Source organism: Vibrio sp. Vb2131 (assembly GCF_033338535.1).
GTDB lineage: Bacteria > Pseudomonadota > Gammaproteobacteria > Enterobacterales > Vibrionaceae > Vibrio > Vibrio alginolyticus.
The window spans coordinates 135,956-155,098 of sequence record NZ_JAWOSW010000010.1; the positions used below are offsets into that span (position 1 = coordinate 135,956).

Below are 19,143 nucleotides of genomic sequence, written 5' to 3' on the forward strand. Positions count from 1 at the left end.
TGTGGAGAATTCAAATGCATTTAGTTTGCAAATTTATACCTAGCTCGAAGCTATCCTCCAACGAGCTATCTTATGTTCTTACACCGGACGAGTGTATAGGACAGCTTTCGCGTTTGCGAAATTCAGATGACATCCTTAGAAACCTCCCTAAAGAATTGGCGCAAAAGATTTCCATCTCTGCCAAAAAAACGACCAGCGCATTACTAGCTGCTGTAAGAATCGAATTGGGAAAAGGCAATTGGGTGTCATTATCTACCGTTGCACGTCGGTCGCCATTGACGGACTCTCAGCTGCAAAGCTTCCCTAGACTTAAATCACTCGTTGACTCTGTACCTGCTTCGAATGAAAGCAAAGCTTTTAAAGCAGGATACAAGCAGGTTACCGACGATGTTGCTTTAGTTCGTAGTTACACGCATGTCCCCTCTGAGCCAAGCCCAGATCAAAAAATCGTTGTCGAGTTTGCAGGGCAGTGGTCTAGCAACGCGGCATGTTTGATGTTGGGAAAAACCGAAGCTCAAAAAGAAAAAGTGACTGTAGGCAAGGCTGATACAGAAAACAAACACCGCAGCCTCGCGACGTTTAAAGATCTCGATGCTGAAGGTAAAACGCTTTATATCAAAATTCCTTGCTCCGACCAGCCTCAGCCAATCTTGCTTAAACTCGCCGAAGACCTGCAACCCGTTGATAAAGAAACTCAGATGGATGAGTGGGATAACGTGTTGGTGCCTGTACTACCTATGCTAGAGGGCCCAAATGGACATGAGTTGGTTGCAGAAGGTTATTTCTATGTAATCTGGAATAACAAAGTTTGGCGAGAGGTTGAAGTTACACCAAAAGGCTACTTTGCTGATGTCGATTTAGAGTACTACAGAAATAATGATCCTGAATCCTCGATGAAAACACGACATGTCAACATTGATGGGGCCAACCTTGTACCAGACTACTATATTGGCGAAGAAGCATTTGAGATTTATCAATCCGGTCAGAAAGTGTATTCGGGACATCTAAGCCTTGATCAAGGTGCTAGGGTATTCCGCTTTGTAGATGAGGAAGTAGATGTTGTTTTTCCAGAATTAGATATTGATCCTATCACTGTTAAAACGGTGCTAAGCCCTTATAAAGCTGGCAAAGATGGTTTGCGTATTGCGCAAGGCGTTCCTCTACCGCATATTTGGGTGCCATATAAAGTCGCGGGAAAAGCACAAGAATGTTATATCCATTACTCCGAGTTGGCTTTGACAAACACGGAACTGTCTGAGCTAGAGAGTGATCCTGCTTCAATTGCTAAGTCTCTTTCAGAGTTGCAAATATACTCCTCATCCCAAAGCTTTAATAATGCGGGCGAGAATATTATTCCAGTTTCCGGTACCGCATCGACAGGCATCGGCAGTGGAGTCATCAACGAACACAAAGAGAGCAATATCGCGGGGCTTAAGTTGGCTCCAAGAGGCGCATTGCCTTCTATACGTTACCTTCACGAGCCTTTGACAGATCAGCCGGACGATTTCTTTGGGCTTCGTAACATAGAACAGGATTGGATTCACAAATCGTACTTTCGTTCAGCAATGAAAGATGACGATGGTTATATGACGCTTCGGTTCGCATTCCCGCCGGAAGAGGTCAAGAGCGTCGATATTGTTCGAGGTGTTCATTCGAGCCTCTCCACCGGTAGCCAACGTCTTGTCGTTGTAGAAGAAAATGTACCCATTTCAGAATTGCTAGGTTAAACCATGAAGAAAATACTATTACTGTTGCTTGCTGCTTTATCGATAGCGGGTTGTAAAGATGACGGCCGCACTTACATTGGTGAACACAACTATTACACCATGGAGCCAAGTGAGATCTTTAAATCTGACTCTGCGACATACCAACAACGTGACTTTCCTCGTTACTTTATCCATCGCGCCAAAGAATGGCCAAGGGAAGACTTAAATGACGCGAGCTCTTACGATTTGCCACGCGTTCAGTTTACTTGGGCCAACTTATCAAACGACTCAGGCTATGAGCCAGACCCTATGTATAATGAATACGAAGGACGAACCAAAATTTGGAGTATGAAGACTGATGGCACCGATTTACGTTTGGTGACCGATTTGCCATGGCTTGGCGATGGTGACATAACTGTTGATAAAACCAGTCGCTCGCCAAACAATCGTTACGTTGCAGTCGGTTTTGGTTTGACTAACTACCTTTTTGATATCAAAAACCAGAAGCTGATTAAGCTGCCACATGATATTGAAGGCCCTTCCGGATTTTTATGGGCGGAAGATAGCAGCTACGTTTATTACCGCACTGGTAAGGTTGGTCGTGTGGTTTATAAGTGGGATATTGCTAAAGGTGAGGCGGAAAAGACCGATCTTTACATCAGTGATACTGGCTTCATAAAGGACGGGAAAAGATATCAGGTAAATGATTTTGCTGCGCTTATTTACGATGCAAATACAAATCAAAAAGCAAAAGCAGTTTTTTGGGATAAGGACTTAGCGACGAATAAATCAAAAGCGGATTATAAAGCCATAAGTCCAGAAGGGGACATTGTCTGGGCGGCTAATCGCAACTATCACAATGTGTTTGTCGTCGACCTAGCGAAAGGTAAACAGATTAAGCGTGATGGGGCAATGCAATATGCCATCGGTTTAAATAATCGTTTTTCGCTAACAAATTACAACGCGATGCTGATGTCGGTGCAGAAAAACCATACTAAACAAGCGTGGAGCTGGTCTCCATTGGGTTATGGGCGCACGTTAGATCCTGCAATTGTGTATAACCTCTCCGCAAATCAAGGAAATTGGTTTAAGGAGGCGAACTAATGGCTTTTACGTTTGATAATGAAGTCTATCTGTTTGGAGCTTTCTTTAGTGCCGTAAAGAACGATGATGGTGTGGAAGTGTGGCCGGACTGGCATTCCCAGCCAGATCTCACTCAAGTAAATGAGCTAGAGGGTAAGATTCGTCCCATACCTTTGACTCCAGTGATGGTCAATGCCTTGTCGGGAGGTGAACCCGCACTGTGGGGCACCACCAGAGAGGGAAAATTGGTCGAGTTAGGTTTAGGCGAGCCACCACAAGCAATGGGTAAGCAACCTTTATCGGGAGAAAAGGTCGACTCTGAAAGTTCTGTACCGAGTGATGTCAACAATTACGAAGTACTCAAGTTGGGCAACCGACCGGAAGGGATCTGCAAAGGGAAAAGCTATGAATTAAGCTTTCCACCATTGCGTTTGTTGGCGCAGATGATTGCGCCGCTGAATGATCCAGAAAGTACTGGGGGCGCAAAAAATCTAGTAAGTCTTGCAGAAAACATTAAGCATTTTGCCCAGTACATTGATGATGGGACCAACAAAACAAACCAAACGGGTGTGAAGTTCCAACTTACTGAAATTGCAGTAAACCAACTTGCTCCTGCCTATGCTGGTGGTGACCTTTCGCCAGAACAACAAAGTTACAATGATTGGTTAGAGCGTCAGAAAAAAAGAAACAAACCCCTGAAAGGTTTCGTTGTGCCAAGAACGCACAGTTGTGCAGTGTTGTTCACTGATAATCTTTATCGTGGCGCGGAAGTTTCGCTAGTTAGACCGGTTAAGCAGCTCAAAGCGGGCGATTTAGAGAGCGCCGCAGAAGAAGTGATTAATGTGAAGGTAGTCGATACCAACGTTGCAAGATGGGCAATTGAAGTTGGTGAAAAAAACGTTTTACCAAGTGCATTGTTTAACCTTGACCCTAGCCAAGTTGAAGATGGTTTTTATTTGTTGCGCATCCAATTTTGGGAAACTGAATGGAAAGCACTCGATGAAACACGTAAAAAGTTACCTGAAAGTGTGTTGAAGGCCAATGCCACAAAGCAGTTTATGAAACACCCTAAAACTGATGTGGAGCAGAATGTATATACTTATGAGCTGCATGAAAAGCTGACGTTTATCGAGACAGCGGGCATTGGCAAAATGGCGTGCGTGTGTGGTGACATGATCACCTTAGAGGAAGCGCTCATCCAACAATTTCCTAATCAGTTGCCATCTTATTCAGACTACGCGACAAAGGGGTTAACCTATCAAACTAAGCAAAAGCCGGGCGTCGCACCGTTATCTTTGCATGCTGCGATCAACAAAACCTACGAATCGTTGAGCAGTGATTTTCTCTCCATTGACGGTGCTAAGCTTTTTGGCCCACCTGCGGATATGGCGAAAACCATCGGGCAGGCGCTATGGGAAAACAGTGAATCAGGGGCTTTACCTCCATTTCTGATGAGTGGTATCGCGTTACATTCGGCACTTGCCGCCACCAGTGGTGTTAAAAAGAGCGTCAGCCTTGCAAAGGTTTTTGCGCGTAAAGAGCTAACGCTGAAACAAGCACAAGCGTTAGTGTTTAGAAAGCATGTAATCGATATTCCTTATATCAAACGTGCTTTTAAAGCGGCAGGCCCAGAGTCAAAAATCATGCGTGGCGTTGGACGTTTAAGCAGTGATTTTTTGAGCGGAACAAATCGCGCGCTACCAGCAATTGGAGTTATCGCAAGTGGCAAGGAAGCGTTAGAGCAATATTCGGCGTTCTCTGAACAAATTAAAAATGCGAAAGAAGCGCAAGAAACTTTAAGTAAATACGCTGAAAACTATCTTTCTTCTTTAACGTTTGTTCGTCGCTTTGATAATCCAGAACATTGGCAAAAAAAAGCAGAAACGGTGCAGGAAGCACTTGGTAAAGAAGGGAATGCTCAGATCTTTGCTGATGGTCAAGGGGTCGTTGTTCGAATGAACTTCAAGTTTAACTCTGCTGAGTTTGAGAACGAAGTTCAAGTACTGCATATCGACTATATAGAAGTATGTGAAAAATTATGCCAGCTTTTATCCCAAAACCCTGATTACCAAGTTGCCATTATTGGCCATGCAGGGCCAATAGGAACGCATGAAAATAACTTAAAGATATCAAAAATGCGTGCGGATGTAGTTAAAGAGGCCATCCTCGCCAAAACAAGCGGAGAAGAACGAGCGAACCTAGAATCAAGGTTGTGGATTGAATTTAAGGGTAAGTCACAACTGATCGATGATATCGACGGTTATGCCGACGTTAACGACCGATCAGATAATGCGGATATCGCTGTGAACCGACGTGTAGAGGTAAGGTTGATCATCCCTGACTTCGCGGTTTCTCTACCACCGAGCCGATCTGGAACGATGGCATTAAATCGCGCGCATCAAATTTGGGAAGGGCATCAGCTTGCGGCAAAGGAAGCTGAAGATAAGATGATTCTTGCCGCCGTTGACGCAATGGCAAGCGTCGCAATCTGGACGCCTGCCGCACCAGTGGCTGCCTATTATTTTGCCGGTAAAGTGGGGGCAGATCTTTTGGGCGCTGCAACTGATTTCTATGGTGATCTTTTTGGTGATGCGACGTTTAAGGAGATCAAAGCTCAGTACAATAACAAAAGCATGCTAAAAACGCTCAGCAGTATCAATAAAGAACTTGTCTCATTGTATAAGGGGATCAGTCAAGATCTTCAACCTCAGATCATTGATGCCGTTGGCTTAGCCGACTTTCTTAAAAAACAGGCGAATCATGATGAGTTGTTGAAGCGCTTTTTGTTGCGCTCCTATGCTTTGAATTCTTTGATTGAGTTACTAACGCTTCTCCGCGCTAAGTGGAGCCTTACGGGTGACTTTGATGATTTCATTGAGGATTATCGAGTTGACGAGTTTATTCAGCTGTATGTCATGAGTGATAACTGGGAAATTCCAGTCAATGATGGCAATACGCTTGCCCTGAACTGGGTAAACCGTTTTAACAAATCTGGTTTGTTCTCTAACTCTGGCATCAATAGCTCGCTACAATGGAATTACGGTGAAAAGATAGGTGGTGCATTTAATACGGGATTCCCTGTACAAACACGTCTATTTTTGGACCGAAAATCAGATGAGTCCTTGCAAGAAAGTGCTTCTATCCGAGAAGGTCTAAAGGCATTTTGTCACGACTTCAATTTAGCCAAAGAAGAACTTGGGCGTGATGATATAGAGTTCAGTCGCTTGCTGGTCCAAGAGGATGGGATATGGGAACCATACATCAAATGGATATTTGAGAAGAATGGACGAAAGCTACGCCCACAAACGCGTGTGAAACTACAGGTGGTTTTAAAAGATGGTTTCTCGTCTAAGACACTGTTTTTACAGGAGGTCGCTTATCGCGCCGCTGTTGTTGGTTTGGACTCTCATGGGCCAACCTTTGATGTGTTGTTTACAAAAATGGATGCTTCTCAATTCGAAGACCCTGATGAAGCGATTAAAGAACACTTTAAGAGTAAGCGTGTTGAGGAATTGCATGGTCTTGAATTTGAACCAACATATGAATTTGGTGAGTTTTTAATCCATGGCATCAAGCCGTTATGTCCAAATGTTAAAGTCATAGATGAGGTGAAAGCCTTCTTTACAGGTCAAAGCGTATTTGAATATGTTCGAGACTCTGGTGCTTTTGAACAGATGAAATATGTCTTCTCACTAGGAGGACATGATTTGCTAGCGGGTAAGTTAGAGGGCTTGGGTACATATAAAAATTACACTCTAGATATTACTGAAGTTAACTTTGGTATCGATGGTCAAAGCCCTGCACAAGAAGCGAAAAACTTTAACGGTCGAACATTGGAAAAGACGAAACTCACAGACACTGACTTTTTAATCGAAGAGTTTGTCATGAGTGAGTCTGCATCATCCCGAGACACTACACCGAAGGTGATCGATGGCAACCTTATTATTTTGCCTGGTGTTGAAATTGACGGTGACCTTGCTTGGGGTGAAAGCAATGCGAATAAACTGATAAGCAACAAGTTTGATTGGTCGAAAGAGCAACGGTTCTCACTTTGTTTTGCGGTGTTAGGGGATGATCGTGCGAGTGACGATTACGATACAATGTTACTCAATGCCATTGAATGTGGGGTGAAACTGCAGATCAAAGATGGTCCAGTTAAACATGACGTGATGCATTATGCTGGAGTGGTCAACATTCGTTCTCGTCTTGTTACCGAGAAGTCAAATACTGGGTATCACGGAATAGAAACAAGAACCGTTTTTGATCTAGACCTTGACGATAGCGACGCTACTAAGCTTACAGGTCTGGAGCAAAGCGCCGTTCAATTTATTGATCAGAATGACGCTAATTTCTCCGGTTTATTAACTTCAAGCGAGAAAAAACACCTTTATATCGTTCGTTTTGATTACTCTTATGTGTCGCCTACAGGCAAATTAGTTAATGGTTTAAGACCTTTTGGTGATGTTTTAGATGGTAATGATCTAAAACCTATCAGACTCGAGTTGGCTTCATTTGAACAAATGGATACGAGTGAAGGTTATGAACTACCGAAGTTTGAGCTTCGAGTTCCTGCGGTGAAAGACTTCATGACGGGTAAGCCATGGATAGAAACGGTTGAAAAGGAAAAGCCGACAAGTGAGGCGAATCATTTGCACTGGAAAAACCTAGAGGTACAGAACGAGCAGAAACGATATGTTGAGAACTGGATAAAGAAACAAGCGTCTTCTCTTAATGCTCCGGAAATCGCTCTTTTACAGGCAAAATAACAAATAAAAAAACCGCCTTCGGGCGGTTTTTCTTTTCTTATCAATGCAAACCGAAGTAAGATTTTCTCGCTTCTCGCTTCTCGCTTCTCGCTTCTCGCTTCTCGCTTCTCGCTTCTCGCTTCTCGCTTCTCGCTTCTCGCTTAACCAGCTGCAGAAATATCGTATTTCTTCATTTTATGGTTGAGTGTGCTCATTGGAAGTGCCAATTGCTCAGCTGCTTTCTTTGTGTGCCAATTGCAAGCATTTAAGCAATCGATGATCACTGTGCGCTCGTATTGGCTGACAACGTCCTTAAGGCTCTTTGAAACGTCTTCTAAATCCGCTTGTGCTTGCTGCTCGTAAGCAGGTTGCTCTGGGGTAGGTGAAGCTGCTTTCATGTCGATACTTGGTACATCTTCTGGGATTTGTTCGCCAAACTCAATGTGAGTAATGGTTTCAAAATCGGACAGTAGCACCGAGCGCTCAATGATGTTCTTAAGCTCACGCACGTTCCCTGGGTATTGGTAGGCAAGCAGCTGTTTACGTACGTTGGCACTTAACCCTGGCGCTTGCGGCAAACCTAGCGTGTTGGTGGTGTGTTGCACGAAATGTTCGGCAAGGGGAATAATGTCCGACTTACGGGCTCTCAGGGGCGGCAATGTAATCGGGAATACATTCAAGCGATAGAACAAGTCGGCACGGAATCCGCCATCTTTGATTTGCTGCATAAGGTTACAGTGTGTTGCCGCGATAACGCGAACGTCCACCTCAATCTCTTTGCTGGTACCGATAGGGCGAACTTTGCGTTCTTGTAGTACACGCAGTAACTTTGCCTGCAGTAGCATTGGCATATCGCCAATTTCATCTAGGAAAAGCGTGCCGCCGTTGGCTGCTTCAAACAAACCGACTTTGTCTTTGTCTGCGCCCGTAAATGAACCTTTCTTATGCCCAAAAAGCTCAGATTCCAATAACTGCTCTGGAATAGCCGCACAGTTCTGAACGATCAAAGGCTGTTCTGAACGATTAGAGTTTTCGTGAATGTATTTCGCGATCACTTCTTTACCAGCGCCCGTTTCACCACGCAACAGAACGTCGACAGGAAGAGATAGCACCTTATCAAGACGATTCAAGACATTGAGCATTTCTTCGCTCTCTGCAATAGGACCTTGATAGGCTTTCTGGGTACGTTTTTTGAGCTGAGTGTTCTCGCGCACTAGGGCTTGATTGTCGGCATTGAGATTTTTTATTACTTGCCCGTATTGCTCTAACCACACAGCTTGGCGAATATTACTCGCGGCCATACGACAAAACTCAGTCAATGCAGCTTCATTGTCGATAACACTTAAATCGAGTAAGACTAACAGTCCAATGGTTTTGCTTTCGCTATCAATCAAAGGCCAAGCCAATAAGTTCTCGCTTTTTAATCCCAGTGTCTGCTCAGTTTGATAGATGCTTTCGCAGTCATAGCCGTTGTACTTATACAACTCGTTAATCAACACCACTTCACCATTACGAATGGCAAAGTTAAATGGGTCGTTCTCACTGGCTGAGTCTAACTGTAATGCTTCCCAAGGGTGGGAAACAATCGTTTTATCGTTATGGTGAGCGGTACTTGGAATCAACGCCTGCCCAGTTTGGTCCAAAACGTAAATGATGCCGTGCTTTGCGAGGGTCATTTGTCTCGCAGCGGTCAACACAGCATCCAACGTTTGGGTAAGCTGGCTGCGATCAGCCAAAGACTGACTGATCGCAAGTAGGGCGTTACTAAGTTCGCTATGGTTAGCTGAACGCATAGGTTAGTGTTCCTTGCTCATCGACAGACACTTCGATTTGCGTATGTGAATCATCCTTGTCATGCACTAATAGCTGAGTCGATAGTTGCGGCAGCAACTGACGGTTGATGACCGCGTCGATGTTACGCGCGCCCGTTTCAGCAAGGCGACAGTTACCTAGTACGAACTCAACCAAGCTTTCTTCGTAGCTCAGAGACAACTTGTGATGGCTCTGTAGACGCTGAGAAACTTTGTTCAGCTTGTGGTGAATAATTTCTGTCATTGCTTCATCAGACAGCGGAACAAATGGTAGTACTGACATACGTGCCAACAGCGCCGGCTTGAAGTGTTGGTTCAAAGTAGGGCGAATAGCTTCTGCGATGATGTTTGCATCGATGTCTTTGGATTGATGAACCAAAGATTCGATCTCATGCGTCGCAAGGTTACTGGTCATGATGATCAGCGTGTTCTTGAAGTCGATTGTGCGGCCTTCGCCGTCGTTCAGCGTGCCTTTGTCGAACACTTGGTAGAACAGGTTCAACACTTCAGGGTCGGCTTTTTCCACTTCATCAAGAAGAACAACAGAATATGGACGTTGACGAACCGCTTCTGTCAGCATGCCGCCTTCACCGTAACCTACGTAACCCGGAGGTGAACCGATTAGGCGAGATACCGTGTGCTTCTCTTGGAACTCAGACATGTTAATGGTCGTCATAAAGCGCTCACCACCAAACATTTGATCAGCGATCGCACGAGCCGTTTCGGTTTTACCCACGCCACTTGGGCCAACCAGCAGGAATACGCCTGTTGGTGCGTCTGGGTTACCTAGACCAGCTTTCGCAGTTTGAATGCCTTCAGACAGTGCATCGATAGCGTATTCTTGGCCTTTGATGCTTTGTGTTAGGCTTTCTTTCAGTTTTAGCGTGGTTTCTGCTTCGTCTTGAAGCATCTTACCCATTGGAATACCAGTCCAGTCCGAGATCACATGGCTGACTTCATCTGGGCCCACTTCAAAGTGAACCAGTGGGTTGCCATTGCGGATTACATCTAGCTGCTCTTGGCAGGCCGAAATTGCAATGCGAACGGCTTCTTCGTCCATTTCTGTATATGGAGAAACGTCTTGCTCTTGTTCTGAATCTTCGTCTGCAACAAGCTCTTCTTCATTTGTTTCGCCAAAGACCAGTTCATGTAAGCGAGAGCGTAGAGCAATCATCTCTTGGATCTGCTCTTTTTCTTTGTGCCATTGCGCTTCTTGTTCTGCTAGCTCTTCTTTCGTTGTTTCCATTGCCAGTTTTAGGTCTGGAATGTTAGCAAGGCTGTGCTTGTCGCCAGTTTGCTGCAGAGCATCACGCTCAAGTGCTTCAAGCTCGCGCTGTTGAGCTGCAAGTTCTTGTTGCAGAGTCTCAACAGAAGCAGGAATGGCATTAAGGCTGATGTTCACTCGAGCACACGCCGTATCTAGTACATCGATCGCTTTGTCTGGCAGTTGACGACCAGAGATGTAACGAGCAGAAAGTGCTGCCGCAGCAGTGATAGCATCGTCACGCACGTAAACGTTGTGTGACTTCTCGTATGCTGGGCGCAGACCACGAATGATCAATGCTGCTTGCTCAGGAGACGGTTCGTCGAGTTTCACCAATTGGAAACGACGTGCAAGGGCAGGATCTTTCTCGAAGTACTTCTTGTATTCCGACCATGTTGTTGCGGCGATGGTTTTCACTTCACCACGCGCTAGGGCTGGTTTTAGCAAGTTTGCCGCGTCGCTGCCGCCCGCTTGGTTACCACCGCCAACAAGGGTGTGTGCTTCATCGATGAAAAGAATGATAGGGGTTGGCGAGTTTTTCACTTCATCCAATACCGCGTTTAGGCGTTTTTCGAATTCACCTTTTACGCTTGCACCAGCTTGCAGAAGACCCATATCTAGCCCGTAAAGCTCAACACCTTTGAGGTTGTCTGGTACGTCACCTTGTACAATCTTAAGTGCCAAGCCTTCTACTACTGCGGTTTTACCAACGCCCGGTTCACCAACAGCAATAGGGTTGTTTTTACGGCGACGAGCAAGAATGTCCACGATTTGGCGGATTTCTTGGTCGCGGCAGAAAACAGGATCGATTTCGCCTTTGCGTGCTTTACCAGTGAAGTCTGTTGTGAACTTGCTCAGTGCTGAGCCATCCTCACGAGCTTGTGTTTTCTCTGAAGTAGCAACTTGCGCCTCAATAGATTGGCTTGTTAGCTCTGCAAAGTTACGCTTAAGGCTGTCAGGGTTTACCGCTTCAAGGATAGAGGCGTAACCATGTTGGCCGTAACGGAGAGGGTTGCTAACAAGAGTAAGGAGTAGGGCACCAGAGCGGATTTGTGTTTCGGATAGATCTAAAGAAGAAACCAGCCAGCTTTCTTGTAACCATTCGATTAATAACGCAGAAAAAACAGGTTTGCTGCCATTTCCTTTGGCGCTGGTGTCGAGTGTGGATCGAACCGATTGTCTTAATAAGTTCTCAGAACAATCAAAATGACTTAATAAGACGTCAAAATCACTATTTGGTCTTTCTAATAGACTCAGTAAATAATGCTCAATTTGAACTTCGTTTGCTTTTTCAGAGACTGCAAGTGCAGCGGCGTCTTCTAATGCTACTTTTGCAATCGGGTGTAGACGCTGAATTAATGAAGAAAGGTTTATATTTATCATAGCCATTTTATTCTTTAGAGGAAAAGAGGTAGCGGCTATTATACTAAAAGTGATTGCGTTCTTTTTTTATCAAGATATTTTGACTATCGTTTGTTGGTTATTTTTAATGATTATTGTGACATTAATGTTTGCGGTTATTTTAATGGCGTTGTCATTCTAAATTAATTGATAGTAAAAGTGTCGGATTTATTAGTTTTAATGACTTTATTTACACGGTTTTATATGGTTATTTTCACTTTTTAAAGTTAGAACAATTTATTATTATCTTAATCCAACTTTTTGGTTTTTTATCCAATAAATTGTACTCAAGATATTAGTGAATAATGTCTTTGTTTGTTTAAGTTGTTGTTTTTATTGTATTTTTAAAGTTGGCACGGACTTTGATTGTACCAAGTAGTCGCGGTGATAAGCGATTTGGTGATTTAAACAAAACAGATTTTAGAAAAGGAAATAGCGATGCCAACTCCAGCATATATGTCTATCCAAGGTGAGACTCAAGGCCATATTACTAAAGATACTTACTCTGCAGATTCAGTAGGTAACACATGGCAAGAAGCTCACGTTGATGAGTTCCTAGTACAAGAACTTGATCACGTGCTAACTGTTCCACGTGATCCACAAAGTGGTCAGCCAACTGGTCAACGTGTACACCGTCCACTTGTTGTAACTAAAGTTCAAGATCGCTCATCTCCACTACTATTCAACGCACTAGTATCTGGCGAAAAACTTCCTGAGTGTGTGATCCGCTTCTACCGTACTTCAGTTCAAGGTAAACAAGAGCACTACTACTCAATCAAATTGATTGATGCGCTACTTGTCGATATCCAAACTCGTATGAACCACTGTCAAGACGCAGCAACAGCTGACCGCGTGACAGAAGAAGTGCTTAAGTTCACTTACCGTGCGATCGAAGTAACTCACGAAAACTGTGGTACTGCGGGTAACGACGACTGGCGTGCTCCACGCGAAGCTTAATTGCTCGTCGCGTAAAGATTCAGGGCCAACGATTGTTGGCCCTAATTCGATTATTTGTATCAGGTAAAAGATATGGTGAATGACGTAGAATTTAAATTTGAAGTGCCTGGATGTGGGCATGAATTTCGGGTTGAGAGCTTTCATGTTCATGAAGAGTTATCTAAGCCTTTCCACATCAATCTCTCATTACTTTCACTTGATCCAGATATCTCGTTCGATGAGTTAATACGTAAAGCAGGAACATTGACACTTTACGGACAAGGTGTTGGGGCTGCGCGCGTGTTCAACGGCGTGGTGAATGAAGTGCGTTACTTAGGGACTGGACGTCGTTTTTCTCGTTATCAATTAGTCTTGGTTCCTCAAGCTTGGTTCTTATCTCAGCGCCAAGATTGTCGTATTTTCCAGCAAAAGTCAGCGCAAGACATCATCACAGAAGTACTCGATGATGGGGCAGTCACCGATTACCGATTTGAAGTGTCGGGTACTTATCCTCCAAAAGAATACGTTCTGCAATACCGTGAGTCTGACTTGCACTTCGTGCAGCGTATGATGGCTGAACACGGTATGTGGTATTACTTTGACCATAGCGATTCAAATCATACGATGGTCATTGTCGACAGTAATGACGCGATTGCACCTTTGATAAGCTCGCCACTAAATGCTTCTTACATTGGGCCGATTGTTTATCATGCCGATGGTGGCGGTGTTGCCGATCGCGAACATATCTCTGATCTCGAGTTAGTTAACCGCGTTAGAACGGGACAGGTTACGTACACAGATTACAACTACGAACACCCTAAAATTCCACAAGAGATGACACAGGCTGGCGAGCTAGACCAAGATCTCAAGCAGTTTGATTATCCTGGACGATACGTTGACCCGCTGATGGGTCAGGTGAGAACCACGGAGTGGATGTCGGAACACATAGTCGATAATCAACAAGTGGAAGCAACGAGTGACGTAATGCGCTTAGCATCTGGTTACAGCTTTAACGTCAGTGACCACCCGCGTTCTGAGATTAACCGCGATTACCTCATGTTGTCTGTAATGCACACAGGTCAAGATCCGCAAGTGCATGAAGATGAAGCGAGTGGTATGCCAACCACTTACTACAACCAGTTCTCGTGTATTCCACGTGATGTGGTGTTTAAAGCGCCTAAACTAGCGGCACCAGTAGTGGATGGCCCTCAAACGGCGGTCGTTGTAGGACCAGAAGGTGAAGAGATTTACACCGACAAGCTTGGTCGAGTGAAAGTACAGTTCCATTGGGATCGCTACGGTGATAACAACGAGCATTCAAGCTGTTGGATTCGTGTAAGCCAATCCATGGCGGCGCCAACATGGGGCGCAGTTTATTTGCCGCGTATTGGCCATGAAGTCGTAGTGACTTTCCTTGAGGGGGACCCAGATCGTCCGTTAGTTACGGGCGCAGTTTACAACGGTTTGCATTTCCCACCGTACTCTTTGCCAGAAAACAAAACTCGTACCACGTTCCGCACGCAAACGCACAAAGGAACAGGTTACAACGAGTTGAGTTTTGAAGACGAAGCGAACCAAGAAGAAGTCTATATTCACGCTCAAAAAGACATGTCGACCAAGGTGCTCAACAACCGTTACCGTGATATCGGTCAAGATGAATTCTTGAAGGTTGCACGTCACCAAACGAATGAAGTTCATGGTGACCATAAAGAAACCATTCATGGACATAAAACGACACAAGTAAACAGTACGTTTACCGAGACAGTCGAGCAAGACGTTACCGTCACATACAACGCGAACGAAGCCCAGTATGTGAAAAACAATTCTGACTTAGAAATTGGTGATAACCGTACGACTAAGATCGGTAAAAATGATGACTTAGATATTGGCGAAAACAGTAACCTTACTATCGGTGCGTCTAAGAGTTCAGATATTGGTGCGGATGATAACCAGACGATTGGTGGCAACTTAACGGTATCAGTGAAAGGGAACACCGCTTATAAAGCTGATGGTGCAACGCAAATTATCAGTGGCGACAAGATTGTATTGAAAACGGGTGGCTCCTCTTTAGTGATGAACAGTGATGGTTCAATAAAGTTATCAGGCTCGGCTATTACGATCGAAGGCAGTGACAAAGTCGTCGTGAAAGGTGGCAACGTAGTGGTTAACTAACAATGGAAAAACAACCTCTTACAACAGAAGTAATATCAGAGCAGCAAGCCGAATCAACGGCTTGCTTTTCGCGTTTTGGAAGAATAGTGGCTATCAATGAGTCTATGGGCAGTGTGCGAGTTGATTTTGATGGTAACCCATTTAAGCAGCCACTCACTGCGAGATTAGGACGTGGCTTTCGTCGTTCTGAACTGCAAATGGCTATCGATAATCGATTAAGTTGTCGAGTTGAGTTTTTGAACGACGACTTAAGCTTGCCTCTTGTGACGGACATTTTCTTCTCCATTCTGGATGACTCTGATGAGTTTGTATTGCGAGCGAAGAAGATGGTTATCGAGACAGAACAAGAGTTGGTAGTCAAAAGTGGTGAGACAGAAACTCGCTATAGCGGGCGCGATGGACGAATTACCACTAAAGCGAAGTACGTCACTTCTCAAGCAGAAAAAGCACAAAAAATTCAAGGCGGAACGATCGCAATTAACTAATTACCTAGCATTAGCTAATTTACGTCGAGTTAGCTAATTACTTTGTATTAACTAATTGCAATCGCGTTATGGCACGCTAATAACGGATAACTAGATGCGACAAAGAATCGGTGTCGAGCACCTAAAGGCACCCATAACCAATCAAGAAGTCGAAGGCGCGTTAGCAAAAGCTGGTCGCGCTGTGAATGACCTTTCCCAGTTGCCAGTAACATGGCTGGATTTCTGTAATGAAAAGCTGTCCATTGCTTCTGAAAGTATCGGGTTTTTAATCAGGCAGCGAGTTCAAATTCACAAAAGGGGTTATCCAAGTCGTGAGTTGGCGTATCTCAAGCTGATCGAACGCCAAATTGAAGAACTGAAGCAGGTGTACTTGTCGTTTTATCGGCTAGCACCGGGGTTGATTCATCAGTTAAGAGGCCAGGAGCCAGAAATCTACAGCTGGCTGATGCTACAAGGCGAGTTGGGCTCAGCGTTGGATAACCTTTTGTGCGGCTTGAGTTTACTCGAAGATATTGACGCTAAAACCGCAATGGTCATTGCCGTACAATCTCCGGTTGAATCTATGGATAGCACGCTTTCGGAGCTTATTGAGGGTAATGCGACATCCAGTGCGTTTTACTTTGAATGCTTACGTGTACGTCAAACATTAAGTGTTTCTCTCATCAAGCGCTGGCACAAAGCCAGCATCATTAGCTCTCATGTTGCTTTGCCACTGCTCGCTTTACAAGACGTGAAAGAGGGGATTGATTGGCTCAATGACAATGCAGGCAGCGAACAATATCTATTTGAACGTTTGATTACCAAACGTGACAGAGGCACTTGGTTCCGTCAGTGCTTTGGCATCGAACCAAATGGATTACCATCAGCGCAAGTGCTTACTTATGCCAAGTTGCTTGAGTTAAAAGAGTTTGAGGCGTTTGATATCTCTTCTTCATTAGCACCTGTTGATTTTGCGCTGGGTGGTGATTGGAAACTGGTACCTCAAATCATCGAGCACTTGGAAAGTCTGGAGGAAGCTGAGGGTGAAATTTGGCTTCAAGCTTTGTATGTCGTCTACGGAAAGCTTCTTCCTCTGACTCCGCAAGATGTTGGTGTCGAGTATGAATGGGAAGAGATCGTCGATCTGCTCAATGAGTGGGTGGAAGACGAAAAATATATCCAAAATCTACCAAGCCGCTTGGGTTACGCATTGAGCTTCGAGTCTACGTTAGCTGCGATGCAAGATTCTAACGTTGATGTGCTGTTCCGCGATTGGCTATGGCGTCAACTCTGTATTCAATCCAGAGCCTACGTGCCTTGGGATATGGCAATGCCGATTCATCAACAAGACTGGAACTTTAACAATTTAAAGGCCGCACCTTCTGCGAGCGAACGATTCAACTTAAGGAATAGCAATGCAGTTATGGGATATTGAGGCGCACCCTGAGCTATCACTTAAAGGTCGTTTTCAACGTGACGAAAACGGCGATGAAGTGTGGGTTGTGGTCGCTAAACGTACTTGGCAATTCGATGGTGTGGTTTGGCACGAATTAGGTGAAAGTGAAATCTTTGATGATCCCCAATATTTGGGCGAAGAAGGTTTCTCTGCGATGAAAGTTGACCACGAGTTCGCGTATACCAAAGAAAACACAGATGTACTTGTTTACGGCAAAGCGCGCAGCTACGCGAAAAAGCCAGTGACATACCAAGAGTGTCGTGTGCTGATTGATGGTCATATCGATAAGACTCTCGCTATTCACGGGGAACGCGTATGGGTTGAGCATGCTGGCAGTATCACGCTGAGCAATCCAGTCCCATTTATTGAAAAAGACATTGATTACACTTGCGCGGTAGGCGGTGATTTACGTAACCGGATAGGTGGTGGGGTTGCCGACTCCAACAAAGAATTGCTTGAACAGAAAGTACCCTCGGTTTTTTATCCCCGAGAGGACTGGAGTGCCGCCGCGAAAAAACTACGCGTTGCGGGGTTCGGGCCAGTACCTCCGTTCTTTGAGGTGCGCCAGAAGCTGGCCGGCACGTTCGATGACGATTGGATTGAGAACCGCAAGCCAATGTTGCCACTCGATTTTGATAAGCGGTTCTTCCAAAGCGCGCCTATTGATCAACAGTGCAAAGGCTTCCTTCGTGGGGGGGAGCGTTTGATGATGAGTGGCTTTTGTCATGATGACACGCTTTCATTTCGAATTCCTAAAGAAAAATACCGTGCGATCGCGACGTTCAAAGATCAAAGTTATCAAGCTGATATGGCGATGTACACCTTATTCGTTGATGCGGAAAAGAAAACTATATCAATCAGTTACACCGCTGCGTTTCCTTGTCAGGGCAAGGAGCATTTGTTGGTGTCGACATCGATCACTAAGTTGGAAGAGGTAAGCGAGCATGCATAATTCAACAGGCCGTTACGTGCTAGGGATGGAAGTGATGACGCCAACCGGTATGAATTTAGATATTGCTAGTGCAGTTTCGTATGCTGATTTAGGAAGATTCGACCAATGTGTAGGGGATGATGGTATCGAGCGTTTTACTTACGCCAAAATCGAATACACCAAAGAAAGTGAGCAGTTTGAGAAAACGTGTGAGTTAATCACCCACTTGCTTGATTCATTGTTAGCACAGTTACCACGTTCATTGAGACCAATACCTTTGCTTATAGCTGTGCCTGCGTCTGTTTCACTAGTAAAGGTGCAAGAATGGCTTGGTGAAAGTAACTATGCTGAATTTCTCTCTGTGGTGAATGCTGTTCATGCCAGTGGGCCCAGTTTCGTTCTCCAGGCCATGAAATCATTGGATAAATATGATGCTATGATGTGTATCAGTGTCGATTCCTTGGTGAGTTCGATGCAAACACTCATCGACGATGCGATGGTAATGAGTACCAATAATCCATGGGGCGTTATTCCGAGCGAGGGTGGGGCGGGTTTAATTCTTTGTCGAAAAAACACCGTAGAAACATTGAAACTTAAGCCTCAAGCGCAGCTTGGCTACATTGATACGGAATTAAACACTTCAGACCGAAGAGGCATGTTTCGACTTGTTCAACGTGCGAGTAAAAAGCTCGATTCATTTGGTGAAGTGTATTCCGATATGACGAACCTGCGCATGCATTCGGAAGATTACGGCTTTGCTCTGGGGGCGAAAGCAGAACGATTCACGAACCCAGAACAACCGCAGCTTATCAATGAGTTGTGGGGCACAATGGGTAGTTGTTCTTCTCTCGCTTTAATTGCCTTTGCGGTCAGAGAGCACCACTTTAAGCAACCAACTACATTGTTAATGTTCGACTTTCATGGTGACAAAGGAGTTCTCCAATTACTGCAATGTTAGTGGGCACTCATCGATCAAATGGCAATGAAAATATACTCATATTATTAGGTTGAAGTTTGTAACATGAAAAAGCGTATAACTCATGCAGTGAAAGCGTAAGTAAAAAGGTCTAATAAGTTAGTAATAATAACTAAAATAATAGGCTTACTGTTTGTTTTAAATACCAACCTTGATACAAGTACGTTCAAGAAAATATTATTCAACTCTAATAATATT

Annotated in this window: 11 protein-coding genes; 9 read left to right on the forward strand and 2 right to left on the reverse strand. The window is 44.6% G+C overall.

Annotation, left to right across the window (positions count from 1 at the left end):
• Positions 1–14: 14 nt before the first annotated feature.
• From R7E38_RS12740 to R7E38_RS12750, 3 genes are read left to right on the forward strand one after another with little or no spacing between them, the layout of a single operon-like run.
• Positions 15–1,727, forward strand: a complete 1,713-nt coding sequence (locus R7E38_RS12740; protein WP_226083249.1) for a hypothetical protein — start codon at positions 15–17, stop codon at positions 1,725–1,727.
• A gap of 3 nt (positions 1,728–1,730) precedes the next feature.
• On the forward strand, positions 1,731–2,810 hold the full coding sequence (locus R7E38_RS12745) for a hypothetical protein (RefSeq protein ID WP_033906402.1): 1,080 nt from the start codon (positions 1,731–1,733) through the stop codon (positions 2,808–2,810).
• Positions 2,810–7,555 (forward strand): OmpA family protein, encoded by a 4,746-nt coding sequence (locus R7E38_RS12750; RefSeq protein WP_226083248.1) that lies wholly within the window; start codon positions 2,810–2,812, stop codon positions 7,553–7,555. The genes R7E38_RS12745 and R7E38_RS12750 overlap by 1 nt, the downstream gene beginning before the upstream one ends.
• A 140-nt stretch (positions 7,556–7,695) precedes the next feature.
• Here R7E38_RS12750 and R7E38_RS12755 read toward each other — a convergent pair whose 3' ends face one another.
• On the reverse strand, positions 7,696–9,327 hold the full coding sequence (locus tag R7E38_RS12755; protein ID WP_033906404.1) for a sigma-54-dependent Fis family transcriptional regulator: 1,632 nt from the start codon (positions 9,325–9,327) through the stop codon (positions 7,696–7,698).
• Entirely contained in the window at positions 9,314–11,992 is a 2,679-nt protein-coding gene (gene tssH, locus R7E38_RS12760; protein ID WP_226083247.1) for a type VI secretion system ATPase TssH, read from the reverse strand. The genes R7E38_RS12755 and tssH overlap by 14 nt, the downstream gene beginning before the upstream one ends.
• A 456-nt stretch (positions 11,993–12,448) precedes the next feature.
• Here tssH and R7E38_RS12765 point away from each other — a divergent pair, with 456 nt between their 5' ends.
• The 6 genes from R7E38_RS12765 to R7E38_RS12790 all read left to right on the forward strand — a co-directional run bounded on the left by R7E38_RS12765 (position 12,449) and on the right by R7E38_RS12790 (position 18,927).
• Positions 12,449–12,967, forward strand: coding sequence for an Hcp family type VI secretion system effector (locus tag R7E38_RS12765; RefSeq protein ID WP_005373415.1), 519 nt, complete (start codon positions 12,449–12,451; stop codon positions 12,965–12,967).
• Positions 12,968–13,039: 72 nt separating this feature from the next.
• On the forward strand, positions 13,040–15,118 hold the full coding sequence (tssI, locus tag R7E38_RS12770; RefSeq protein WP_042523523.1) for a type VI secretion system tip protein VgrG: 2,079 nt from the start codon (positions 13,040–13,042) through the stop codon (positions 15,116–15,118).
• A gap of 2 nt (positions 15,119–15,120) precedes the next feature.
• The gene (locus R7E38_RS12775) at positions 15,121–15,603 is read left to right on the forward strand and encodes a hypothetical protein (protein ID WP_130546348.1); all 483 of its coding nucleotides are present in this window, start codon (positions 15,121–15,123) and stop codon (positions 15,601–15,603) included.
• Between the two features lie 94 nt (positions 15,604–15,697).
• Entirely contained in the window at positions 15,698–17,017 is a 1,320-nt protein-coding gene (locus R7E38_RS12780; RefSeq protein WP_226083246.1) for a hypothetical protein, read from the forward strand.
• Entirely contained in the window at positions 16,998–17,990 is a 993-nt protein-coding gene (locus tag R7E38_RS12785; RefSeq protein ID WP_226083245.1) for a DUF2169 domain-containing protein, read from the forward strand. The genes R7E38_RS12780 and R7E38_RS12785 overlap by 20 nt, the downstream gene beginning before the upstream one ends.
• On the forward strand, positions 17,983–18,927 hold the full coding sequence (locus tag R7E38_RS12790; protein WP_033906406.1) for a hypothetical protein: 945 nt from the start codon (positions 17,983–17,985) through the stop codon (positions 18,925–18,927). Before R7E38_RS12785 ends, R7E38_RS12790 begins: the two co-directional genes overlap by 8 nt.
• Positions 18,928–19,143 lie beyond the last annotated feature (216 nt).